19 protein-coding genes and 1 tRNA gene are annotated in these 23,056 nt (G+C 72.2%); 14 read left to right on the forward strand and 6 right to left on the reverse strand.

What is annotated here, in order from left to right:
* The first annotated feature begins 216 nt into the window (after positions 1-216).
* The 9 genes from cysS (at position 217) to G514_RS0101705 (ending at position 11,623) form a co-directional block, all read left to right on the forward strand.
* Positions 217-1,605, forward strand: a complete 1,389-nt coding sequence (gene cysS / locus G514_RS0101665; protein WP_028650342.1) for a cysteine--tRNA ligase — start codon at positions 217-219, stop codon at positions 1,603-1,605.
* Between the two features lie 35 nt (positions 1,606-1,640).
* Positions 1,641-2,582, forward strand: coding sequence for a 23S rRNA (guanosine(2251)-2'-O)-methyltransferase RlmB (rlmB, locus tag G514_RS0101670; protein ID WP_028650343.1), 942 nt, complete (start codon positions 1,641-1,643; stop codon positions 2,580-2,582).
* Positions 2,583-2,590: 8 nt separating this feature from the next.
* A complete protein-coding gene (locus G514_RS0101675) occupies positions 2,591-4,126 on the forward strand; it encodes a metallophosphoesterase (protein ID WP_245582064.1) in 1,536 nt (511 codons plus the stop codon).
* A 136-nt stretch (positions 4,127-4,262) separates the two neighbouring features.
* Positions 4,263-5,801 (forward strand): ABC transporter substrate-binding protein, encoded by a 1,539-nt coding sequence (locus G514_RS0101680; RefSeq protein WP_157544547.1) that lies wholly within the window; start codon positions 4,263-4,265, stop codon positions 5,799-5,801.
* 10 nt (positions 5,802-5,811) lie between these two features.
* Positions 5,812-7,794 carry an ABC transporter permease gene (locus G514_RS24315; RefSeq protein WP_051246457.1) on the forward strand — a complete coding sequence of 661 codons (1,983 nt, stop codon included), beginning with the start codon at positions 5,812-5,814 and terminating at the stop codon, positions 7,792-7,794.
* Positions 7,784-8,608, forward strand: a complete 825-nt coding sequence (locus G514_RS24320) for an ABC transporter ATP-binding protein (RefSeq protein ID WP_051246460.1) — start codon at positions 7,784-7,786, stop codon at positions 8,606-8,608. Before G514_RS24315 ends, G514_RS24320 begins: the two co-directional genes overlap by 11 nt.
* Positions 8,605-9,312, forward strand: a complete 708-nt coding sequence (locus tag G514_RS0101695; RefSeq protein WP_028650346.1) for an ABC transporter ATP-binding protein — start codon at positions 8,605-8,607, stop codon at positions 9,310-9,312. The genes G514_RS24320 and G514_RS0101695 overlap by 4 nt, the downstream gene beginning before the upstream one ends.
* Positions 9,309-11,060 (forward strand): choice-of-anchor P family protein, encoded by a 1,752-nt coding sequence (locus G514_RS0101700; RefSeq protein ID WP_157544548.1) that lies wholly within the window; start codon positions 9,309-9,311, stop codon positions 11,058-11,060. The genes G514_RS0101695 and G514_RS0101700 overlap by 4 nt, the downstream gene beginning before the upstream one ends.
* On the forward strand, positions 11,060-11,623 hold the full coding sequence (locus G514_RS0101705; protein ID WP_028650348.1) for a hypothetical protein: 564 nt from the start codon (positions 11,060-11,062) through the stop codon (positions 11,621-11,623). Before G514_RS0101700 ends, G514_RS0101705 begins: the two co-directional genes overlap by 1 nt.
* On the opposite strand, the gene G514_RS0101710 is transcribed toward G514_RS0101705, so the two are convergent.
* Together G514_RS0101710 and soxR are read right to left on the reverse strand one after the other, a co-directional pair.
* Positions 11,620-12,822 (reverse strand): DUF4032 domain-containing protein, encoded by a 1,203-nt coding sequence (locus G514_RS0101710; RefSeq protein ID WP_028650349.1) that lies wholly within the window; start codon positions 12,820-12,822, stop codon positions 11,620-11,622. The genes G514_RS0101705 and G514_RS0101710 overlap by 4 nt on opposite strands.
* Before the next feature lie 100 nt (positions 12,823-12,922).
* The gene (soxR, locus tag G514_RS0101715; RefSeq protein WP_028650350.1) at positions 12,923-13,369 is read right to left on the reverse strand and encodes a redox-sensitive transcriptional activator SoxR; all 447 of its coding nucleotides are present in this window, start codon (positions 13,367-13,369) and stop codon (positions 12,923-12,925) included.
* 54 nt (positions 13,370-13,423) lie between these two features.
* Here soxR and G514_RS0101720 point away from each other — a divergent pair, with 54 nt between their 5' ends.
* Complete coding sequence (locus G514_RS0101720; RefSeq protein WP_028650351.1) at positions 13,424-14,152, forward strand: SDR family NAD(P)-dependent oxidoreductase; 729 nt, start codon at positions 13,424-13,426, stop codon at positions 14,150-14,152.
* A 15-nt stretch (positions 14,153-14,167) separates the two neighbouring features.
* On the opposite strand, the gene G514_RS0101725 is transcribed toward G514_RS0101720, so the two are convergent.
* Entirely contained in the window at positions 14,168-15,583 is a 1,416-nt protein-coding gene (locus G514_RS0101725) for a hypothetical protein (RefSeq protein WP_028650352.1), read from the reverse strand.
* 117 nt (positions 15,584-15,700) lie between these two features.
* Here G514_RS0101725 and G514_RS0101730 point away from each other — a divergent pair.
* Together G514_RS0101730 and malQ are read left to right on the forward strand one after the other, a co-directional pair.
* Positions 15,701-15,773: transfer RNA gene (locus G514_RS0101730), tRNA-Thr, on the forward strand.
* 88 nt (positions 15,774-15,861) lie between these two features.
* The gene (gene malQ, locus G514_RS0101735) at positions 15,862-17,940 is read left to right on the forward strand and encodes a 4-alpha-glucanotransferase (RefSeq protein WP_051246583.1); all 2,079 of its coding nucleotides are present in this window, start codon (positions 15,862-15,864) and stop codon (positions 17,938-17,940) included.
* A 276-nt stretch (positions 17,941-18,216) separates the two neighbouring features.
* Here the strand turns inward: malQ and G514_RS0101740 are convergent, their stop codons facing one another.
* A complete protein-coding gene (locus tag G514_RS0101740; RefSeq protein ID WP_028650354.1) occupies positions 18,217-18,876 on the reverse strand; it encodes a hypothetical protein in 660 nt (219 codons plus the stop codon).
* A 189-nt stretch (positions 18,877-19,065) separates the two neighbouring features.
* Here G514_RS0101740 and G514_RS30075 point away from each other — a divergent pair, with 189 nt between their 5' ends.
* Positions 19,066-19,764: a DUF2510 domain-containing protein gene (locus G514_RS30075; RefSeq protein WP_028650355.1), complete on the forward strand. Its 699-nt coding sequence runs from the start codon at positions 19,066-19,068 to the stop codon at positions 19,762-19,764.
* Between the two features lie 12 nt (positions 19,765-19,776).
* Here the strand turns inward: G514_RS30075 and G514_RS0101750 are convergent, their stop codons facing one another.
* Positions 19,777-20,406: a trimeric intracellular cation channel family protein gene (locus G514_RS0101750; protein WP_036563191.1), complete on the reverse strand. Its 630-nt coding sequence runs from the start codon at positions 20,404-20,406 to the stop codon at positions 19,777-19,779.
* Between the two features lie 5 nt (positions 20,407-20,411).
* Positions 20,412-21,278, reverse strand: a complete 867-nt coding sequence (gene pdxY, locus G514_RS0101755; protein WP_028650357.1) for a pyridoxal kinase PdxY — start codon at positions 21,276-21,278, stop codon at positions 20,412-20,414.
* A gap of 137 nt (positions 21,279-21,415) precedes the next feature.
* Here pdxY and G514_RS0101760 point away from each other — a divergent pair, with 137 nt between their 5' ends.
* Positions 21,416-23,056, forward strand: a complete 1,641-nt coding sequence (locus tag G514_RS0101760) for a GMC family oxidoreductase (protein WP_028650358.1) — start codon at positions 21,416-21,418, stop codon at positions 23,054-23,056.

Below are 23,056 nucleotides of genomic sequence, written 5' to 3' on the forward strand. Positions count from 1 at the left end.
CCCACCCGTGTTGACGCAGTGAGGGCCGTCCTGCCCGGTCTGTTGGGCCGGGCTCCCGCGGCAGCGTCAAGGGCCGGCGCGCGCCAAGCGCGACCAAGCCATGGCACCCCACCACGGGGCGCGCGGCGGCACAGCGCCGCGGGAGGCCGGCCCGACGGACCGGACCCGGGAGCCACGAAAGCAGGCCCAGCCCCAACCTCTCCCTAGACTTAGACGGTGCTCAGGCTCTACGACACCCAGACCCGCGAGGTCCGTGACTTCGCGCCCCTCGAGGAGGGGAAGGCGGGTCTCTACGTCTGCGGGCTGACGGTGCAGTCGGAGCCGCACGTGGGTCACGTGCGCAGCGCGGTGAACTTCGACGTGCTCCAGCGCTGGCTGCGCCACGAGGGCTACGAGGTGACGTTCATCCGCAACACCACCGACATCGACGACAAGATCCTGGTGAAGGCGGCCGAGCAGGGCCGGCCCTGGTACAACCTCGCCTACGCGATGAAGCGCGAGCTCGACCGCGCCTACGAGGCGCTCAACGTCGCGCCGCCGACCTACGAGCCGGCCGCCACCGGCCACATCCCCGAGATGGTCGAGCTGATCGGTCAGCTGATCGGCAAGGGTCACGCGTACCCCGCCGACGACGGCAGCGGTGACGTCTACTTCGACGTCCGGTCCTGGCCGTCGTACGGCGAGCTGACCCACCAGAAGATCGACGACATGGAGGCCGCGGAGGACGCCGACCCGCGCGGCAAGCGCGACCCGCGCGACTTCGCGCTCTGGAAGGGCTGGAAGAAGGCGTCCGAGCCCGAGACCGCGGCGTGGCCGAGCCCCTGGGGTCCTGGACGCCCGGGCTGGCACATCGAGTGCTCCGCGATGGCCGGGAAGTACCTCGGCACCGCCTTCGACATCCACGGCGGTGGTGTCGACCTGCGCTTCCCCCACCACGAGAACGAGCAGGCCCAGTCGCGCGCGGCCGGGCACCAGTTCGCGTCGTACTGGATGCACAACGCCTGGATCACCACCTCCGGCGAGAAGATGAGCAAGTCGCTCGGCAACAGCCTGCTGATCCCGGCGGTGCTCGAGCGGGTGCGCGGCATCGAGCTGCGCTACTACCTCGTCGCGGCGCACTACCGCAGCCACGTCGAGTTCAGCTTCGAGGCGCTCGACGAGGCGGCGGCCGCGTTCCAGCGGATCGAGAACTTCCTCGACCGGGCCGGCTCCGGCGCGGCGGGCGAGCTGCCCGAGGCGTTCGTCGCCGCGATGGACGACGACCTCGGCACCCCGGCCGCGGTGGCCGTCCTCCACGACGCCGTCCGCGAGGGCAACCGCCAGCTCGCCGCCGGCGAGGACGCCGGCGCGACTGCGGGCCAGGTGCGAGCGATGCTCGACGTGCTCGGCCTCGACCCGGAGGATCCCGCGTGGCCCAGCAGCGGTGGCGCCGACGCCCAGCTGACCGGCGCCGTCGACGCCCTGGTCGCCGGCCTGCTCGGGCAGCGCCAGGCGGCCCGCGAGGCCAAGGACTTCGCCACCGCCGACGCCATCCGCGACCAGATCAAGGCCGCCGGCATCGAGGTCGAGGACACCCCGGCCGGCCCGAAGTGGAGCCTGGCGTGAGCCGCTGTCGGACTACCCCCACGGAGGCGATCTAGGTGCCAGGCAACAGCCAGCGCAAGGGGTCGGTCCGCAAGACCGCCAAGAAGCCGACGGCGGGCTCGGGCGGGCGGGTCAGGCGCGGCCTCGAGGGCAAGGGGCCGACGCCCAAGGCGAAGGACCGGCCCTACCACAAGGCGCACAAGGCGGCGAAGAAGGCGGCCAAGTCCCAGGGCACCCGCCCGAAGCGGCGCACCACCGGCGACGCCGAGTGGATCGCGGGCCGCAACTCCGTGGTCGAGGCGCTGCGCGAGGGCGTGCCCGTCAACGGCGTGTACGTCGCCGAGGGCGCCGAGCGCGACGGCCGGCTCCGCGAGGCGTTCCGGCTGGCGAGCGAGGGCGGAGTCAGCCTCCTCGAGGTGACCAAGGCGGAGCTCGACCGGCTGACCAGCGGCGCGGTGCACCAGGGCCTGGCCGCCCGCATCCCGGCCTACGAGTACGCCCACCCCGACGACCTGCTCGACCGCGCGAAGGAGCAGGGCGAGCCGCCGCTCCTGCTCGCCCTCGACCAGGTCACCGACCCGCGCAACCTCGGCGCGGCGGTCCGCAGCGCCGCGGCGTTCGGCGCGCACGGCGTGCTCGTCCCCGAGCGCCGCGCGGCCGGCATGACGGCGTCCGCCTGGAAGACCAGCGCCGGTGCCGCGGCGCGCATCCCGGTCGCCCAGACGGTCAACCTCGTGCGCCAGCTCAAGAGCTACCAGGACGCCGGGTGCATGGTGGTCGGGCTGGCCGCGGACGGCGATGTGTCGCTGCCCGACCTCGAGCTAGGCGACGGGCCGCTGGTCGTGGTCGTCGGCTCCGAGGGCGACGGCCTCTCGCGCCTTGTGGCCGAGACCTGCGACCAGCTGGTCTCGATCCCGATGGTCAACCAGGTCGAGTCGCTCAACGCCGGCGTCGCCGCCTCGGTCGCCCTCTACGCCGTGGCGCAGGCGCGCGCCTGACGATGGGGATGTCGCCGGGCAGGCGGGTCCTCGTCAGCGTGGGCTACGCGCTGACCTGGATCCTGCTCACCCTGGTGTGCGCGAGCGGGATCTTCCTCAACAGCAGCCGCGCGACCACGCTGGCCAGTCACGACGCGATCATCCGTCCCGACCTGTCGGGCCACGTGGTGCTCCTGACCGGGCCGGTGCTGCCCGACGTGCGCGTGCCGACCGATCAGCGGATCGGCGTCTCGGTGACCCTCGGCAAGACCAACGCGCCGAGCACCGCCGCGCTGATCGACCGCTACGCACTCATCGCGGGCCAGCCCGAAGGACCCGAGGCCCGCGTCCAGGAGGTCGTCGCCGACCTCGTCGTCGACTCGCTCGTGCGCGGGGGCGCGCTCGCGCTGGTGCCGATCGTGCTCTGGGCACTGGTCGGACCGCACCGGCGCCGCGCGCTCTTCGCGCGCCCGCGCAAGCGGCGCCGCTCGATGGCCCTCGTGCTGTCGCTGGTGGTCATCGGCGTGGTGGTGGCCCAACCCTGGGGGCAGGACGAGACCAGGCTCGACACCGAGGAGGACTGGCAACCCCTCGCGACGTTCCTCGGCCCCGACGTACGCCTCCCCGCCGGCCTCGACCGGGTCGAGGTCCGCGGCGACGTGACCACCAACCAGACCCGGCGGCTCATCGAGAGTGCGGTCGGCACCTACGACGAGGGCAAGACCTTCTACCGCGACGCCGCCGAGGCGGCCGCCGACCTCGAGCTGCGCGAGCCGGAGGAGGACGAGACCGTCGTGCTCCTCGTCTCGGACCGGCACGACAACATCGGCATGGACCGCGTCGCCCGCGCGGTCGGCGACGCGGCCGCGGCCGAGGCGGTCTTCGACGCCGGCGACGACACCTCGACCGGCAGCACCTGGGAGGCCTTCTCGCTCGACTCGCTCGACGCGGCGTTCGACGACGGCCCCTACGCCGACGCCAAGTGGGCGGTGACCGGCAACCACGACCACGGCACCTTCGTCGGCCGCTACCTCGCGGACCACGGCTGGACGATGCTCGACGGCGAGGCGGTCGACGGGCCGGCAGGCGTGCGGCTCCTCGGCGTCGCCGACCCCCGCTCGAGCGGGCTCGGGAGCTGGCGCGACGAGAGCGGCCTGAGCTTCGGCGAGGTCGCGGACCGGCTGGCCGACGCCGCCTGCGAGGCCGACGAGAACGGCGACCGGATCACCACGATCCTCGTGCACGACGCCAACATGGGCGACCCCGCGCTCGAGCGCGGCTGCACCGACCTGGTCGTCGGCGGCCACCTCCACGTCCAGAGCGGCCCCACCGAGATGACCGGCGAGAACGGCGCGGTCGGCTACAGCTACACCACCGGCACGACCGGCGGGGCGGCGTACGCCGTCGCGGTGGGTGCCGCCATCCGCCGCCCGGCCGGCATCTCGCTCCTGACCTACCGCGACGGGCACCCGGTCGGCGTCCAGCCGGTCACCCTCGACACCAACGGCACCTTCAGCGTCGGCGACTACGTGGAGCTCGAGCCCAGCGTCCCCGAGGAGGAGTGACGCGCTCCGGCCGCTCGTAGGGCGGCCGAGGCGGTACCCACCCGCCGACGTCCACCTCGGTGACCACCGTCACCTTTGCCCCGTGCGCTCGTTTACGGACTGATACACGTTCTAGTTTTGCGCCTGGGAGGGCCCCGTGACACGTCTTGCTGCGCGCCTCGGCACGGTTCGGACCCTGGGTGCGGGGGGCGCCCTGGTGCTGGCCCTGAGCCTGGCGGCCTGCGGGTCGCAGCTCGACCCCGACGAGGTCGCGACCGCCGGCAGCGGCACGAACGTCGACGCCCAGGGCGGCGGGGTGGTCCCCGGCGCGGGCACGGGCGACACGACCACCGGCGGCGACACGACGACGGGCGGCGACACGACGACGGGTGGCGACACGTCCACCGGCGCCGGGACGGGCACCGGCACCGGCACCGGCACCGGCACGGGCAGCGGGACCGGCAGCGGCAGCGGGTCCGGCAGCGGCGCGGGAGGTGACAGCGGCGGCGGCGGTGACGCCGGCGGCGGCGACAACGCGCCCACCGGCGGCGGCGGCGCCGCGAGCTGCGACGGCTTCAAGAACGGCCCTGGCATCACCGACTCCGAGATCACGATCGGCAACGCCTCGGACATCTCTGGGCCGGTGCCTGGCCTCTTCGAGTCCGCCCAGGACGCCGTCAAGGCCTACGTCGCCTACTTCAACTCCACCAGCGACATCTGCGGGCGCAAGCTGAAGCTCGTCACCTACGACAGCCGCACCGACGCCGGCGCCGACCAGGCCAACTACGCCAAGGGCTGCGCCGAGACCTTCGCGATGGTCGGCTCGATGTCGGCGTTCGACTCCGGCGGCGCCGCGACGACCCAGTCGTGCGGGCTGCCCGACATCCGCTCCGCGGCCGTCACCCGCGACCGCAACTCCTGCACGACGTGCTTCCCGGCGCAGTCGAACAACACCGGCGAGTGGGAGAACGCGCCCGGGGTGTTCATCAAGAAGAACTACCCCGACGCCGCGGCACACGCGGCCGCGCTCTACATCAACGCCGGCGCCGCGGCCGAGAACGGTCCGGCCTCGGCCCGCGCGATGACCAAGCAGGGGCTGCACTTCGACGTCGTGCAGGGCATCGACGTCGCCGAGTTCAACTACGCGCCGTACGCCCAGCAGCTCAAGGACAAGGGCGTCAAGGTGGTCTTCTGGACCGGCGCCTACCAGCAGTCCGTACGGCTCGCGCAGGCCTTCCAGCAGGTCGGCTACAAGCCGGACGTCTACCTCCGCGACCCCACCGACTACATCCCGGAGTTCGTGAGCTCCGGCGGCGACGCCGTCGACGGCACCGTGATCTTCATGAACTTCGTGCCGTTCGAGGAGGCCAACACCAACAAGGAGATGCAGCTCTACCTCAGCTGGCTCCAGCAGGTCAGCCCGGGCGCGGCGCCGACGTTCTTCGGCGTGTTCTCCTGGTCGGCGGCGCGGCTCTTCGTCGAGAAGGCCGCGGCCCTCGGCGGCAAGCTGAGCCGGGCGACGCTCGTCGACGCCCTCCGCAAGACCGACAACTGGACGGCCAACGGGCTGACCGCCCCGCAGCACGTGGCGAGCCGGCGCACCGGCGACTGCTGGCGGTTCCTCCAGCTCAGCGGCGGCACCTGGAAGCCGGTGGGCGGCAGCAAGTACACCTGCGCCGGAACCACCACGGGCTGAGGCGGCGGACATGAGCTCGTTCATCGCCTACACCCTGTTCGGGCTGTTCTCGGGGGCGGCGTACGCCATCGCCGCCAGCGGGCTGGTGCTGACCTACAGCACGACCCGCGTCTTCAACATCGCGCACGGCGCGCTCGGCATGCTGCTGTCGTTCGTGTTCTGGGACTTCAGCGTCAAGCAGGGGATGCCGACGCCGCTGGCGCTGGCGCTGGTCCTCCTCGTCGTCGCACCGGCGATCGGGTGGTTCATCGCGCGGTTCATCGCCCGCGGGCTCGGTGACGCGCAGGCGAGCGTCTCGCTCGTCGTCACCGTCGCGCTGCTGGTGCTCTGCATCGGCGCGGCCCAGCAGATCTACCCGGCCGAGGCGCGCACGATCCTTCCGTTCTTCGCCGGCACGACGTTCAGCCTCGGCGAGGCCACGATCACCGCCCACCAGGTCATCACGATCCTGGCGTCGGTGCTGGTGGCGGTGGGCCTCTTCGTGCTGCTCACCCGGACCCGGGTCGGCACGGCCATGCGGGCCTCGGTCGACAACCCCGAGCTGCTCCGGCTCTTCGGTGGCAAGCCCGACCAGGTCGCCGCGCTCGCCTGGATGGTCGGTGTCTCCCTGGCCGGCCTCGGCGGCATCCTGCTGGTCTCGACGGTCGGCCTCGACTACTACGCCCTCACCCTGCTGGTCATCAACGCCTACGCCGCCGCGATGCTGGGCCGGCTCAAGAGCCTGCCGTGGACCTTCGTCGGCGCGATGGGGCTGGGCCTGCTGTCGTCGTACGTCGCGGGCTACGTCCAGGTCGACGGCTTCCTCTCGCAGGTCAAGAACGTCGTGCCCGCGCTGTTCCTGTTCGTCGTCGTGGTCGCGCTTCCGCAGGCGCAGCTCCGCATCGGCCAGGTCAAGGGCATCGTGTCGGCGCCGTTGCCCTCGCTGCCCCGCACGATGGGCTGGAGCGCCGGGCTGCTGCTGTTCGTCGCCCTTCTCGCGGGCGCGCTCTCCGAGGCGAACCTGCTGCTCGTCGGCACCGCCGCGACGTTCGCGATCGTGATGCTGTCGCTGGTGCTCCTCACCGGGTACGGCGGCCACGTGTCGCTGGCCCAGCTCACGTTCGCCGGGGTCGGCGCGCTCACCTACGCCAAGCTCGACCAGCCGAACCTCGGCGGCCTCCTGCTCTCGGCCCTGGTCGCCGCCGGCGTCGGTGCGCTGGTCGCGCTGCCGGTGCTCCGGCTGACCGGGCTGTACCTCGCGCTGGCCACGCTCGCCTTCGCGTCGATCATGGACAAGATGGTCTTCCAGGCCGACTTCGCCTTCGGCTTCAACGGCCTGCTGCCCGCCAGCCGCCTCTCGCTGCTCGGCCACACGGTCGACTCGACCGGCGGCTACGTGTTCCTGATGGCCGTCTTCCTCGTGCTGACGGCCTGGGCGGTGCTGCTGCTGCGCCGCGGCGTCGTCGGCCGGCTCCTCATCGCGACCCGCGACAGCACGGCCGCCTGCGGCACCCTCGGCCTGGACGTCCGGTGGTTCCGGGTGGTGCTGTTCGCGCTCTCCGCCGCGATCGCGGGCATGGCGGGCGCGCTGTTCGCCGGGCTGCGCCAGAACATCGGCGCCGGCGACTTCATCTACTTCCAGAGCCTGCTGCTGCTCCTCTTCGCCGCCGTCTTCGGGGTCACCTCGGTCACCGGCGCGGTCCTCGGCGGTGTGGCGATGATGGCGCTGCCCCAGCTCCAGTCGAGCTATCCGTCGGTCGGCGGCCTGCTGTTCGTCGTCGTCGCCGTCGGGGCGATCCTGCTCGCCCGAGAGCCCAACGGCCTCGCGGTGTTCATGTTCCGGGCCGGCCGGTGGGCCGAGCGCCGCATCGCGCCCACGATCCGGGCCAACCTGCCGACCCTCCCCGGCGGCTCGGACCCCGACGACCTGTTCCCCGACACCGGCGAAGCGGCCGATCCCGTCGACGAGCCCGAGGTCGACCAGCCGGAGGGGGTGCCCGCGCATGCGCACTGAGCCGCTCCTCGTGGTCGACGACGTCGTCGTGCAGTTCGGCGGCGTGACCGCGGTCAACCACGCGTCGTTCGTCGCCGAGTCGGGCCGGGTCACCGGCCTCATCGGGCCGAACGGCGCGGGCAAGACGACCTGCTTCAACGTGATCAGCGGGCTGCAGAAGCCCACCCGCGGCAAGGTCCGGTTCAACGGCCGCAACGTCTCGCACACGCCGGTGCACCGCCGGGCCAAGCGGGGCATGGGTCGCACCTTCCAGCGGCTGGAGGCGTTCGGCTCGCTGACGGTCCGCGACAACGTGCGCGTCGCGCACGACATCCAGGCCGGGCTGCTCGGCCTGGCCCGGCCGGCCCGCGGCGACGTCGACGGGCTGCTCGAGCGCGTCGGCATCACGGCGTACGCCGACGAGCGCGCCGACTCCATCCCGACCGGCGTCGCGCGGCTGCTCGAGCTGGCCCGCTGCCTCGCGGGCGACCCCCAGCTGCTGCTCCTCGACGAGCCGTCGTCGGGCCAGGACGAGACCGAGACCGAGGCGTTCGGCGAGCTGCTGCGCGACCTGGCGTCCGAGGGGCGCGGCATCCTCATGGTGGAGCACGACATGGCGCTGGTGATGTCGGTCTGCGACGAGATCCACGTCCTCGACTTCGGCGAGGTGATCGCGACCGGCGCGCCCGACGAGGTCCGCACCGATCCGCGCGTGCAGCAGGCCTACCTCGGCTACGCCGACGACGGTGGCGCGCATGCCGCCGAGCCCGACGACACGCGCACCGACCTCCAGCCGGTCGAGGCGACCGCCACCATCCCGGCGGTCGGCCGATGAGCGTCCCGATCCTCGAGGTGTGCGACGTGCACGCCGCCTACGGCCGCATCGAGGTGCTGCGCGGGGTCGACCTGTCGGTGCCCAAGGGCGCCGTGCTGGCGCTGCTCGGCCCCAACGGCGCCGGCAAGTCCACGCTCACCCGGATCGTCAGCGGCCAGAAGAAGCCGACGTCCGGCGACATCCACCTCGGCGGCGTCAACGTGCGCGACGCCCGCCCCGAGGACCTCGCCCGGGTCGGCCTGTGCACGGTGCCCGAGGGCCGGTCGGTGTTCCCCAACCTCACCGTCCAGGAGAACCTCCTGCTGATGTCGTACGCCGGCGTCGCGGCCCCCGCCGTCCTCGACACGGCGTTCTCCTACTTCCCTCGGCTGCACGAGCGCCGCCACCAGCTCGCCGGCACCATGTCGGGCGGCGAGCAGCAGATGCTGGCGATGTCGCGGGCGCTCGCGAGCGACCCCGCGTTGCTGATCCTCGACGAGCTCTCGATGGGCCTCGCGCCGCTGATCGTCGACGAGCTCTACGAAACCGTGTCACAGATCGCGGCCAGCGGCGTCTCCATCCTGTGCATCGAGCAGTTCGCCCGCACCGCGCTGCGGGTGGCCGACTACGCCGCGGTGATGAGCGGCGGACGGGTGGTCGCCACCGGCGAGCCCGCCGAGATCCTCGAGACCATGTCCGACGTCATCCTGGGAGGGGCGGCATGAAAAGAAGGATCATCCCGATCGTGGCGGCTGGCCTCGCGGCCACGTCGCTGTCGTTCACCGCCGGTCCGGCGCTGGCCGACGAGACGTCCTCGCCGTCGCCCACGTCGTCCCCGAGCGCCTCACCCACCGAGGACCCGACGGCCGACCCTTCGTCCACGCCGACCGATCCCGGCACCACCTCGGGCGCGTTCAGCGGCTACAGCAGCAGCGGCATCGCGACCCCGATCAAGATCGAGATCTTCGAGCCGACGATCCCGATCCCGACGGTGCCGCAGGCCGAGTTCGACCTCGGCTACGCGAAGGTCAAGGCGGACTCCTCGACCACCAAGGGCCGGGCCAGCTTCATGTGGCCCGGCGACGGCGTCGGCGAGGGGCTCAAGACCTTCTTCTCCCAGCTCGGCCTGCCCACCTCGCTCGTCGAGAACGGCTACCCGGTGCAGGTCAACTCCCAGTACCCCTCCGACACCACCAAGCAGCACAACGCGCCGTTCCCCGGCACCTCGATGACGACGACCTCCGGCAAGGGCAAGGCCCGGGCCACGGTGGGCTTCTCCAACGACTGCAACGCCGGTGACGGCGCCGGTGACGACTCCGGTGACCCCGCCGGCGGCGGCGCGCTGCTCCCGGGTCTCCCCGGCGTGCCGCTCATCGACAACCTCAACGACATCCTCGGCGTGCTCGGGCTCGGCCGGGGCGCGGCACCCGCCTCCCGCACCTTCTCGCGGGTCGACGGCGACGCGCCGGACGCGCCCGTCGAGCCCGCCGACACCGACGTGTGCCAGCTGCCCGCGGCGCTGTCGGCGCTGATCGACGTCAACGGGTACGTCGCCGACAGCCAGTCGACCTCCGACGGGACGCTGGTCACCTCGACCTCGCGGGCCTCCCTCGGCGACGTGCGCCTGCTCGGCGGCCTCGTCACGATGTCGGGCATCACCTCGACCATGGTCGCGACCAGCGACGGCGCGACCGGCAAGGCGAACGGGCGCGCCGACTACGGCACGCTCACCATCGCGGGGCAGAGCTTCGGCTTCGGCCCCGAGGGCTACGTCGCCGCCGGCACCGCCGGGGCCATCCCCGGCCTGCCGGACAACCCGGCGGAGGCGCTCGCGGCGCTCGGCATCACCGTCCAGCTGCCCAAGCCCGTCTACAAGGCCGAGGGCGACAAGGCCTCCGGCACGATCGAGGGCCTGATCGTGACGATCGACCTCAAGACGCTGAAGCCGGTCCTCTCCCAGCTGCCGCTCAGCACGATCCTGGCGCAGATCCCCTTCCCGCCCGAGGCGGCGATCCTGAAGAGCCTGCTCGGCTCGCTGGGCAACCTCTCGCCGAAGGTCGTGATCCACCTCGGCTACACGACCTCGGCCGTCGACACGGTCCAGGCGCTCACGGTCCCCGACAACGTGCCCGACAACGACCCGACCAGCGAGCCGACCGAGTCGGGCGACAGCGGCACGGGTGGTGGCGCGACCGGGGGCGGCGCGGCCCCCGCGGGTGGCGGCGCCGTACCGCCCGCCGAGCCCGCCGCGCCGGTCGCCGACGCCGCGCCCGACCAGCTCACCGAGGTCGCCGCGACGTCCGGCCTCCCGCCGCTGTTCTCCATCCCCGGACTGCTGCTCTTCGCCGGCCTCGGCGGGGCGCTGCTCGCGGGCAGCTACTTCCGGCGGCTCGGCGCCATGGTGCTCGGCGCCGGCGGCGCCTGCACCCACGGCCTCGAGTCCGGCCTCCCCGACCTGCGAAAGGTTCAGTGATGACCACGATGTCCACCCCGACCCCCGCGACCGGGTCGCGACTCGGCGCCGGCACCGCCCTCCCGAAGGCCGGTCGCTCCGGCAGCGGCGCCGCGCCGCTGAAGAACGACAACTCGCGGCTGTTCCAGACGGTGCTGTTCTGGGTGGGCGCCTCGCTGCTCCCGCTCGGGATCGTGGTGATCATCCTGGGGTGGTACGGCGTCGCGAACACGCCGTTCGGCTACGACCAGCAGTCGTACATGATCTCCGGCGGCTTCGGCGGGCTCGCACTGACCTTCGTCGGTGGCTTCCTCTACTTCGGGTCGTGGCTCGCGCGCATCGCCGAGGACAACCGCGAGGCCTCGCGCCGGCTCGCCGACACGCTGCTGGTCCTGGCCGACGTCACGTCGCGCTCGGCGTCCCTCAACGACCTGGGCGTCGACGTCGCCGCCCTCCCCGTGACCGCCGGCGACGGCACCACCATGCACCGCCGCGACTGCGCCCTCATCGCCCACCGCGAGGACCTGCGCCCCGTCGGCGAGCACCAGCAGGACCTGGTCGCCTGCCGGGTCTGCAAGCCCTAGCGACTGATCGCCTCGTCCGGCTTGTCCTTGAGCACGGTCGCGATGTAGTCGGCGGCGGCCTCGAAGATGTCGACGTCGTGGCCCGCGCGCTCGGCGAGGTACCACCGGTGCGCCAGCACCTCGTGGAAGATCTCGGCCGGCTCGAGCTTGCCCGTGGCGTCGGCCGGGATCATCGCGGCGATCGGCTCGTAGATCTCCTCGAGCCAGCGGCTCGCCACCAGGTGCCGGTCCTCGCGGCCGAGGCCGAGCGCCGCCGTGTACGACGCGAGGTCGTTGAGCAGACGGCGGGCCTGCGCGTCCTCGACGTGCAGCCCGGTGAGCCCCTGCAGCTCGCGCTGGTGGTGGCCCGCCTCCACGACCTTGGGCTGGATCCGCACCCGGTCGCCGTCGAAGTCGGTGACGATGTCGAGCTCGTCGACGTCGAAGCCGAGGTCGTTGAGCCGCTCGACGCGCTGCTCCATCCGCCACATCTCCGAGGCCGAGAACTCCTCCTCCTCGGTCAGCTCCTGCCACAGCACCCGGTAGCGCGACTCCAGCAGCTCGACGATCTCGTGCGCCTCGATCTCCTGGCCCAACGACTCGCTCGCCTGCAGGTCGAGCAGCTCGGCGAAGACGTTCTCGGTGGCGATCGTGAGGTCGTAGTCCCGCATCGACGCGGCCATGCTCGGCCGCAGCTCGCCGGTCTCCGCGTCGACGAGGTACGCCGCGAAGCCACCCGCGCTGCGGCGGAACAGCACGTTGGACAGCGACACGTCACCCCAGAAGAACTCGGCGAGGTGGAGCCGGACCAGCAGCACCACCAAGGCGTCGACCAGCGACGGCAGGCTGTCGTGGGAGAGCCCGTGGCTGAACAGGCTGCGGTAGGGGAGCGAGAAGCGCAGGTGCTCGGTCAGCAGCGCGCTCGGCAGCGGCCGGCCGTCGGCGTCGACCCGGCCGGTCACGACCCCTTGGGGCACCACCGCGGGCAGGTTGAGGCGCTGGAGGTCGCGGAGCAGGCGGTACTCCCGGAACGCGATGTCCTCGACGGTCTCCTTGACGGCGTAGATCCGGTCGCCGAGCCGCACGATGCGCACCACGTGCCGCGACAGCCCCCGCGGCAGCGGCACGACGTACGGCTCGCCCCACTCCTCGAGCGGCACCGACCAGGGCAGCGAGATGAGCGCCGGGTCCGGTCGGCTCGCGACGATCCGCAGTGCCATGGCGGCCACGCTAGTGCCGTCGGCGGGATAGTCCCTGACGTTCGTGTCGGTGAACCGGCGTTTCCGGAACACCAACGTCAGGGACTATCCCGGCGAGGGGTCACCACGGTCGACGGTCCGGGTCGAGCAACACGGCGCCGGGGCCTCGGTCGGCGAGGTCGTCGCCGGGGTTGGTGAGCGCGCACGACTTCAGCGAGAGGCAGCCGCAGCCGATGCAGCTGTCGAGGCGGTCGCGGAGCAGCTCGATGCGGCGGATCTGGTCGTCGAGCCGCGGCCGCCAGTCCCTGCTGAGGCGGTGCCAGTCGGCCTTGGTCGGCGTCCGCCCGTCGGGCAGCGTCGCGAGCGCGGCGCCGATCTCCTCCAGGCTCAGCCCGATCCGCTGCGCGGTCCGAACGAACGCCACCCTCCGCAGCGTCGACTGGGCGTAGCGGCGCTGGTTGCCGGTCGTGCGCTCGGAGGAGATCAGCCCCCGGCTCTCGTAGAAGCGGATCGCCGACGTGGCGACCCCCGAGCGCTCGGCGAGCTGGCCGATGGTCAAGGCCGTCATACCTCGACCTTACTCGAACTTGCCACCAACTAGAACACGTTCTAGTCTGCGCCGGTGACCGAGCCCACCGACCCGCCCCGCACCGTCGTCGTCACCGGAGCGGCGTCGGGCATCGGCTACGCCACAGCGGAGCTGTTCCGCGACCAGGGCGACACCGTCTTCGGCCTCGACATCTCGCCGAGCGTCCCCGACGCAGTCACCTACGTCGAGTGCAACGTCGGCGACAAGGCGGCCGTCGACGCGGCGGTCGCGCGGTGTGCGGAGAGCGGACGCATCGACGTCCTGGCGAACGTCGCCGGCATCGTGCAGTTCGGCCGCTTCGAGCAGATCACCGAGGCGGAGTACGACCGCGTGCAGGACGTCGACCTCAAGGGACCGTTCTTCCTGATCCAGGCCGCGCTGCCGCGCATCCGCGCTGCCGGGGGCAACATCGTCAACGTCTCCTCGGTGGCGGGCAACAAGCCGCAGGGCTATTCCGCCGCGTACTCCGCGGCCAAGGGCGGGCTGACCCAGCTGACCAGGGCCCTCGCCCTCGAGCTCGCGCCGGAGGGGATCAGGGTCAACGCCGTGTGCCCCGGCACGGTCGACACCCCACTGGTGCAGCACGTGGCGGAGATCTTCCCGCCCGACCTGGACCCGCGCGTGATGGACCGGCTGATGATGATGCTGCCGGGCAAGGCGATCAGCCCTGCCGAGATCGGCCAGTCGATCGTCTACCTCGCGTCGCCGGCGGCGCGGATGATCACCGGCGCGATCCTGGCCTTCGACGGCGGGATGAGCTGAGCCGGAGAGTCGACGTCAGGGCAGCCCGGGGGTGCCGTAGACGGTGTCCTTGACCTCCCTGGTGTGCTCCTCGAGCTCGGCGCTGATCTCCGCGTCGGTCTGCTGGAAGTCGTCGGCGACGAGGTGGAGGTGCTCGGCGACCAGGTCGAGCTGGTTCTTGCTCTGCACGACCGCCAGTCGCAGCGAGGCGACCACGCTGTTCCAGTCGAGGTAGGGCCCGACGGACGAGAGCCCGATGCCGCTCGGCCGGGCGAACGGGTCGCTGCTCTGGCAGTCTTCGAGCGCGGCGATCGCGGTCTTGTACTGGTGGGTGACCTGCGGCATCACCTCGTCGGCGATCCAGCGCAGCGTGTCCCAGTCGGCCTTGAGCTCGCCGCCGGCCCGGAAGTCGCCGGCGTTGTCGTCGACCAGGATGCCGGGGTTGGCCATCGTGAAGTCGCCGGCGCTGCCGCCGTCGAGGAGGCCGTCGATCTTCTGCATCGACCGGGAGATGCCGAGCTCCTCCTGGGTGATCTGGTCGCTGAGCTCGTCGAGGGCCGTGCGGATGTTGGCCAGCACCTCGATCGGGGTGCCGCCGCCGAGCCCGACGGGCTTGGGCGCGGAGTCGTCGACGAAGTCCGACGAGGTCTGCAGCACGGTGCCGACCGCCGCGATCCCCGCGGCGGCGACCTCGCTGGTCCCGGCGGTGAACGGCGCCGCGATCACGGCCACGGCGCCGACGACGTTGAGCACGGCCTTGACGCCGGAGCCACCGCCGCCGTCGGCCGCCTTCATGGCCGCCAGCCCCTGCCCCGCGATGTCCGCGATGCTCTCGCGGGTCCGCTTCCAGATCTCGCGCTCGCCCGCCACGGTCGACCACACCATGCACGCCACGGCGTCCTGGCTGTGGGTGACCAGCGGGAGCCGGTTGCCGTAGTTGGCCACGAACGTGCGGATGGCCGCGCCGTTGAAGTTGGAGAGGTACTGGTTCATCGTGTCGATCGCGGCCAGCGACCCGTTGGCGCCGAACTCCGCGCAACCGGGCCCGGCGTTGAGCTGCGCCTGGAACGCCAGCGTGTGCGCGGCCGTCTGTGCGCTGCTGACCAGCCCGTCGAACTCGTCGGGCCGCGGCATCTGCCACCAGTCGTCGAACAGCTCGTTGATCGCGTTGTTGTAGTAGTCGACCATCGACGGCAGGTCGTGGAAGGGCCAGCCCGGCGGGATGACGATCGTGCCGGCGTACTGACCGGTCGGGTCGGTGACCTGGCCGCCCTGCACCATCGTGCTGCCCTCGTAGTGGCCGCCCAGCGGGGTGACGCGCACCGGCGGGTTGCCGCCGTCGAACCCGGAGGAGGTCGACCCGCCGTAGCCGAGCAGGTGCATCGTCGAGTCGATCGCGGCGTCGCGCATCTCGTTGATGTACGTCGACAGCTGGTCGTAGGAGTAGCCCATGTTCCCTCCGAGAGGCTCGCGGCCGGGAGCAGTCGGACGACTCCGGCGCGGAAGTCCTTCCCCGGGCGAGGAGGCGGGAAACCCGCGGCGCCGCAACTACGATGTCCGGCGCACCATGCCGGTGTAGCTCAGTTGGTAGAGCGCCTCTCTTGTAAAGAGGATGTCGCGGGTTCGACTCCTGTCACCGGCTCGCGAATGGGTGAGCGCCTGCTGGGACACTGGCGGGCGTGACCTCCCCGACCGCGTCGCTCGTCGACCTCGCCCGGGCCTGCGGCGTGATGACGGAGTACGCCGACTGGCGCGGCCGGCAGGTGCAGGTCGGCGCGGAGACGATCGAGGCGGTCCTGGCCGCACTGGGTGTCGACACCACCGACCCCGAGCGGGCTCGGCAGCAGCGGGAGCACGCCCCGTGGCTGCGCATGCTGCCGCCGGCCGTGGTGACTGTCGCGGGCCGGCTGACGCAGGTGCCCGTGCACGTGATCGACGGCGACCCGGTCGAGGTCTGGGTCGAGCTCGAGGACGGCAGCGCCCGCCGGGCCGAGCAGGTCGACCACTGGGTGGAGCCCCGCGAGATCGACGGGAGCCGGATCGGCGAGGCGACGTTCGCGGTGCCCGCTGACCTGCCGCTGGGCTACCACCGGCTCCGGGCCCGGAGCGGCGACACCGACGCCGAGGGCCACCTGGTCGTGACGCCCGCCTGGCTCGGCCTCCCCGAGCACGCCGACCGCCGGCGCCAGTGGGGGTTCGCGACCCAGCTCTACAGCCTGCGCTCGGGCGGCAGCTGGGGCCTCGGCGACCTGACCGACCTGACCGACCTCGCCGTCTGGTCGGCCAGCGAGCTGGGGGCCGACTACGTCCTGATCAACCCCCTCCACGCCGCCGAGCCGCTGGCGCCGCTCGAGCCGTCCCCCTACCTGCCCAGCTCGCGGCGGTTCTTCAACCCGATCTACCTGCGCGTCGAGCGCATCCCGGAGTACGCCGCCCTGCCGCAGGCCGAGCGCGACGCGGTCGACCAGCTCGTCGGCCAGCTGCCGCCGTGGCTCACGCCCCAGGACCCCGTCGACCGCGACGCGAGCTGGACGGCGAAGCGGGCCGCGCTGCGGATCGTCCACGCCGCGCCCCGCACCGCCGGGCGCGAGCTCGACTACGCGGCGTACCGCGCCCGCGAGGGCGACGCGCTCACCGACTTCGCGACGTGGAACGTGCTCGCCGAGGACCACGGCAACGACATGCGGGAGTGGCCCGACGAGCTGCGCCGCCACGACAGCGCGGCGGTGCGCGACGTCGCGCGCGCCCACGCCGACCGGGTCGACTTCGAGTGCTGGCTGCAGTGGGTGATGGACGAGCAGCTGCTGCTGGCGCAGGCCAAGGCGCAGGACGCCGGCATGGGCCTCGGGATCATGCACGACCTCGCCGTCGGCGTGCACCCGGGCGGCGCCGACGCGTGGCGGCTCCAGGACGTCTACGCGCAGGGGGTGCAGGTCGGCGCCCCGCCCGACCCCTACAACCAGCTCGGCCAGGACTGGAGCCAGCCGCCGTGGCGGCCCGACCGGCTCGCCGAGCTCGGCTACCAGCCCTTCCGCGACCTCATCCGCGCAGTGCTGCGGCACGCGGGCGGTGTGCGGGTCGACCACATCCTCGGGCTGTTCCGGCTCTGGTGGATCCCCGTCGGCGGCCCGCCCGACCAGGGCACCTACGTCCGCTACGACCACGAGGCCCTGATCGGTGTCCTCGCGCTCGAGGCGCACCGCGCCGGCGCGGTCGTCGTCGGCGAGGACCTCGGCGTCGTCCCGCCCGAGACCCGCGACTACCTGTCCTCGCGCGGGGTGCTCGGCACGTCGGTGCTGTGGTTCGAGTACGACGACCAGGGGGGCCCGCTGCCCGCCGAGCACTGGCGCGAGTGGAGCCTGGCCTCGGTCACCACCCACGACTTCCCGCCGACGGCCGGCTACCTCGCGGGCGACCAGGTCCGGCTCCAGCACCAGCTCGGCATCCTCGAGGGCGACCTCGACGAGGAGCTCGCCACGGCGCGCGAGCAGGTCGACGCCTGGCTGGCCGAGCTGCGGCGGCGCGGCGTGCTCGACGGCGGCGACGAGACGGAGGACGCCGAGGAGGTGACCCAGGCGCTGCACCGCTACCTCGCGCTCACCCCGGCGCGGCTGCTGTGCGTCTCGCTCGCCGACGCGGTGGGCGACCGCCGCACCCAGAACCAGCCGGGCACCACCGACGAGTACCCCAACTGGCGGGTCCCCCTGGCCGGGCCGGACGGCGTACCGCTGCCCCTCGAGCAGGTCTTCACCTCGGCCCGTGCTCGCGCGCTCGCCGCCGCCGTCGCGTCGGGAGCCGGAGCTCGTTGAGGACCACGGGGACGGGGTGGACGACCAGGGCGACGAAGGCGTACCCGAGGCCGACGAGGCCACCGAGGTCGCAGTCCCCGTCGCAGGGCGAGGCGAGAGGACGACGTTGACGACAAGGCGGAACCCGGCACTGTCCACGAGGCCAGCCCACCGTTTCGAGGTCGCCGGCCCATCCGCCCAGACGCCTCAGGGGCTACCGCTCGGCGGTCGCCCACGCCCCGGACGCGAACGTGCCCCCGGACCACAGAGGTCCGGGGGCACGATCCAGTGGAGCGACTAGCCGACCTTGGTGATGAGCATGTTGGCACCGGCCAGCACCGCGCTGGGACCGGCAGCCCCGCCGCGCAGCCGGGCGCGGAGGGTGACGGTGGTCGCGGTGGCCAGGTTGATCTCCACGCTCGCACCCGTCTGGGCCGCGACTCCGCCGAGCGCGGCGGGCGGGACCTCACCGGAGAAGATCGAGGAGCCCTGCGGCGTGCCGGCAGCGCTGAACACGCGGACCTCGCCGTACTGACCGGTGCTCGCACCGACGGCGTAGAAGACCGCAGTGCCGGCGACGATGTAGCGGCCAGCGGGGAGATCGGCGCTGATGAGCCCGACGCCCTTGTCGGCGGTGAAGACGCTGGAGAGCTCGACGGGCACCGGGACGAGCCCGGTCGTCGGGTCGGCGCCAGGGGTGCTTGCGCTCGTGGTGACGTTGGCGACGATGGCCTGACCGGGGGTGCCGGCCGGACCGGGCTCGCCCTTGAGCCGCTGCACGGCGCTCGGCTTGATGTCCTTGATCTTGATGGTCCCGTCCTGGATGTGCTTGGAGCGGACCTCCCCCTTGGCGATCCGCTGCCCGACCTCTGCCGCGACGGCGGTCGTGCCGGCCAGGCCGGCTCCGCTGAGCAGCAGCGCGCCGGTGACGAGTCCTGCGATGGCGATCTTCTTCATGTGGTGTCCCCATGTAGACGAAGCTCCGGCGCGGGGGCGCCAGGCCCAGCCATGCTCCGTCGGATCACCGGAGGGGTCAAATGTCCGCAGGGGTTCTGCCAGACGGCTGCTGACTCCGGTGCAGCCTCTGTGCCACGCTGCGCGTCGAACCGGGGACCTCGCCCAGCAACCTGCTCGAAAGGCACGCCGATGACGCAGACGCCCAACCCGCCCGCCGGCTGGTACCCGCAGGGCGACCAGGAGCGCTGGTGGGACGGCACCGCGTGGAGCGACAACTTCCGCCCGCTCGGCTCGGAGCAGACGCCGCAGCCCGGCCAGCCGGTGATGACCGCGGGCTACGCCCACACCCTCCAGCAGCCCGCGTACGGCCAGCCCGCCTACGGCCAGCCGGCGTACCCGCAGCCGTACCTGACCCAGCCGGTCAAGCAGAGCCACACGGCCCGCAACATCCTGATCGTCTTCGCGGTGCTGTTCCTGGTCTTCGTGGGCGGCTGCATCGCGGTCGTCGCCGTCGTCGGCAAGAAGGCCAACGACGCGCTCAACGACGACTCCATCGGCGGGCCCAACAACCCGCTGAAGATCACCGAGGGCCAGGCGTTCGAGGTCGACGGGTTCGAGTACGCCGACGGGTGGTCGATCGTGGGCGAGCCGGTCAGCCAGACCTGGCACGTCGACGAGCTCAAGGTCACCAACCACCGCGGCAAGGCGGACCGCCTGCTGGCCGAGATGAAGCTCTACCAGGGCACCGAGATCGTCGCGACCGCCGAGTGCTACACCGGCAACGGGATCGACAAGATCCCCGAGGACACCACGGTGACCGTCCAGTGCACCTCGGCGGAGCCGCTGCCCGACGCCTACGACAAGATCACGATCAACGACGCCTTCTAGCGTCGTCGCGACTCAGCGGAGTCCGCGCGCCGGTCGCGGTGACCAGTCGCGGTGCAGGGCCAGCGCCCGCCAGGTGAAGCAGACGGCGATCCCGGGCAGCAGCACGGCCGCGGTCGACCACTCCTCGCCCTGGGCGAACGCCGCCCAGGTCGCGCCGAGGAGCGCGGGCGTGGCGTACCAGCCGCCCTCGAGCACCACCGGCACCCGGTTGGCGAGGACGTCGCGCGCGATGCCGCCGCCGATGCCGGTGATCATGCCGAGGAGCGCGGCGGGGACGAGGTCGAGGCCGGCGTTCGCGGCCTTGAGCGCGCCGATCACGCAGAACAGCGCGAGCCCCGCGGCGTCGAGCGTCAGCACGAGCTGCTCCCACCGCGCCACCGCCGGGTGGAAGAAGAACGTCGCTACGCCACCGAGCGCCGCCGCCACGAGGTAGCGCCACTCGACCAGCCCCGGCGGAGGGACGTCGCCGAGCAGGACGTCGCGCAGCAGCCCGCCGCCCAGGCCGGTCGCCCCGGCGAGCACCAGCGTGCCGAACAGGTCGAGCCGCGCCCGCACGGCGACGAGCGCGCCGGAGACCGCGAACACGAAGACCCCGGCGAGGTCGAACGCCGCGGGCACCGTGCCCAGGTCGAAGGTGCTCATCGGGGTCAGCGCAGCCGGCGCGCGGTGAACGTCGCCGGCGGCGAGGCGATGGCGTCCTGGGCGGCCACGAGCCGGATCTCGCGGGTGCCGGCCGCGAGCGTCGCCTCGAGCACCGCGAAGACCGACGCCGTGGTCCGCTCGAGCGCCTGCGCGGGGGAGCCGGTCGTGGTCAGGTGGGCGAGGTAGAGGGCGGCCGTGACGTCGCCGCACCCGTTGGGCGCGATCGGCAGCAGGGGAGTCGTGACCGCCCAGGCCCCGGCGTCGGAGACCGCGACCACGTCGAGGGAGCCGTCCGCGACGTCCTGGTGCAGCACCGACGTCACGAGCACGTCGCGCGGTCCGCGGTCGCGCACGGTGTCGACCGCCGCGAGCACCTCGTCGAGGGTGGAGGTCGTCGTCCCGGCGAGGAAGTCGAGCTCGAAGTGGTTGGGTGTGAGGATGTCGGCCTGCGGCACGACCGTGTCACGGAGGTACTCCGGGATGCCGGGCCGCACGAACATGCCGCGCCCGACGTCGCCCATCACCGGGTCGCAGCAGTAGACGGCGTCAGGGTTGGCGGCTTTCACCGACGCCACGGCGTCGAGGATCACCGCACCGACCGCCGGGTCGCCCTGGTAGCCGGACAGCACCGCGTCGCACTCTGCCCACAGGTCCTGGCCGATCACGGCGCGGTCGCCGATGCCGGCGATGACCTCGCGCACGTCGGCCGGGTCGAGCAGCGGGCCGCGCCACGCGCCGTACCCGGTGTGGTTGGAGAAGTGCACGGTGAGCACCGGCCAGACCTCGTGCCCGAGCCGCTGCAGCGGGAAGACCGCCGCCGAGTTGCCCACGTGTCCGTAGGCCACGGACGACTGGATCGAGAGGATCTGCACCTGGCCATGGTGTCAGTGGCGGGGCCGGCGTCGCTCGTCGAGATGCGGAAAGTGGCTGACTTCCGGCCCGGCCACAGCCCGTTGCCTCATCTCGGCGGCCCTACCACCAGAAACTAGAACAGGTTACAGTTCCGCCCATGGTGAAGAAGGCGCCGTACGCCGACGAGGCGGACTACGTCGTGGTGGGCTCCGGCAGCTCGGGGGCGGCGATCGCGGGGCGGCTGGCGGAGTCCGGGGCCAGCGTGATCGTGGTCGAGGCGGGCAAGAGCGACGAGCAGTTCCTGGTGAAGAAGCCGGGGATGATCGGCCCGATGCACTCGGTCCCCGAGATCAAGAAGCGCGTCGACTGGGGCTTCTACTCCGTGCCGCAGAAGCACCTGCTCGATCGCAAGATGCCGGTGCCGCGCGGCAAGGTGGTCGGCGGGTCGAGCTCGATCAACGGCATGGTCTACGTGCGAGGCAACCGCGCCAACTACGACTCCTGGGCCGCCGAGGGCAACACCGGCTGGGACGCCGACAGCGTCAACGCGGCGTACAAGCGGATGGAGGACTTCGAGGGCGGAGAGGACCAGTTCCGCGGCAAGGGCGGGCCGATCCACGTCACCATCAACAGCAGGCCCCAGCAGGGCTCGCTGGAGTTCCTCCAGGCGACCGCCGACGTGACCGGCTGCGAGATCCTCGACGACTACAACGGCGCCTCGCAGGAGGGCGTCGGCCGGATGCAGCAGAACGCCGACCACGGGCTGCGCTACAGCGCCTCACGCGGCTACATCCACCACCTGGCGCCGAAGACCCTCCAGCTCCAGACCGAGACGCTGACGCGCAAGGTGATCATCGAGCGCGGTCGCGCGGTCGGCATCGAGGTCCAGGACGTGTCCAAGAAGGGGCGCGGCGCCAGGCGCACGATCCGGGCCGGCAAGGAGGTCGTCCTCTCCGCGGGCTTCGTCGGGTCGGCACAGATCCTGATGCTCTCCGGGGTGGGCCACGCGCAGCACCTCAAGGACCACGGCATCGACGTCGTCGCGGACCTGCCGGTCGGCGACAATCTGCACGACCACATGTTCCACGCGCTGACCTTCCGCTCGACCGCCAGCAAGAACAAGGGGACCGCCCCCTACTTCATGCGCGGCACCGCGACGGAGATCGTCCGGCCCGGCTCGACGTTCATGGCCAACTCGGTCTTCGAGGTGCTCGCCTTCCTCAAGACCTCGCAGGCCGGCTCGATCCCGGACCTCCAGCTGCACCTGCTGCCGTGGTCCTACGTCTCGCCCAACCAGGACGAGCCCATCCGCCACGACGTGGACAAGCACCCGGCACTCACCGTCCTCAGCACCCTGATCTATCCCAAGAGCCGCGGCACGCTGCGGCTGGCATCCAGCGATCCGACCGCGGCCCCCCTGATCGACTTCCAGTACCTCGCCGACCCCAGCGACCTCGAGGTGCTCGCCGAGGGCTCGGAGATGGTGCGCGAGATCTTCGCCGGCTCCGCGATCGCGGGCTCGATCGTCGACGAGCTGCACCCGGGCGCGGAGCTCCGGGGACAGGCGCTGCGCGACGCGATCCTCAACCGCGCCACGTCGGTCTACCACGGCGTCGGCACCTGCCGGATGGGCGTCGACGAGCTCGCGGTCGTCGGCCCCGACCTGCGCGTGCGCGGCGTCGAGGGGCTGCGCGTCTGCGACGCCTCGATCATGCCGTCGATCACCGGCGGCAACACCAACGCGCCGGCGATCATGATCGGCGAGCGGGGCGCGGACCTCGTGCTCGGAAGGGGATGA

The organism is Nocardioides halotolerans DSM 19273, from assembly GCF_000422805.1.
Taxonomy (GTDB): domain Bacteria; phylum Actinomycetota; class Actinomycetes; order Propionibacteriales; family Nocardioidaceae; genus Nocardioides; species Nocardioides halotolerans.

Bases quoted from the DNA above. Each gene is read 5' to 3' on its own strand.
- G514_RS0101675 (WP_245582064.1), top strand. From the start codon at position 2,591: ATGTCGCCGGGCAGGCGGGTCCTCGTCAGCGTGGGCTACGCGCTGACC.
- G514_RS24315 (WP_051246457.1), top strand. From the start codon at position 5,812: ATGAGCTCGTTCATCGCCTACACCCTGTTCGGGCTGTTCTCGGGGGCG.
- G514_RS24320 (WP_051246460.1), top strand. From the start codon at position 7,784: ATGCGCACTGAGCCGCTCCTCGTGGTCGACGACGTCGTCGTGCAGTTC.
- G514_RS0101695 (WP_028650346.1), top strand. From the start codon at position 8,605: ATGAGCGTCCCGATCCTCGAGGTGTGCGACGTGCACGCCGCCTACGGC.
- G514_RS0101700 (WP_157544548.1), top strand. From the start codon at position 9,309: ATGAAAAGAAGGATCATCCCGATCGTGGCGGCTGGCCTCGCGGCCACG.
- G514_RS0101705 (WP_028650348.1), top strand. From the start codon at position 11,060: ATGACCACGATGTCCACCCCGACCCCCGCGACCGGGTCGCGACTCGGC.
- G514_RS0101710 (WP_028650349.1), bottom strand. From the start codon at position 12,822: ATGGCACTGCGGATCGTCGCGAGCCGACCGGACCCGGCGCTCATCTCG.
- soxR (WP_028650350.1), bottom strand. From the start codon at position 13,369: ATGACGGCCTTGACCATCGGCCAGCTCGCCGAGCGCTCGGGGGTCGCC.
- G514_RS0101725 (WP_028650352.1), bottom strand. From the start codon at position 15,583: ATGGGCTACTCCTACGACCAGCTGTCGACGTACATCAACGAGATGCGC.
- malQ (WP_051246583.1), top strand. From the start codon at position 15,862: ATGACGGAGTACGCCGACTGGCGCGGCCGGCAGGTGCAGGTCGGCGCG.
- G514_RS0101740 (WP_028650354.1), bottom strand. From the start codon at position 18,876: ATGAAGAAGATCGCCATCGCAGGACTCGTCACCGGCGCGCTGCTGCTC.
- G514_RS30075 (WP_028650355.1), top strand. From the start codon at position 19,066: ATGACGCAGACGCCCAACCCGCCCGCCGGCTGGTACCCGCAGGGCGAC.
- G514_RS0101750 (WP_036563191.1), bottom strand. From the start codon at position 20,406: ATGAGCACCTTCGACCTGGGCACGGTGCCCGCGGCGTTCGACCTCGCC.
- G514_RS0101760 (WP_028650358.1), top strand. From the start codon at position 21,416: ATGGTGAAGAAGGCGCCGTACGCCGACGAGGCGGACTACGTCGTGGTG.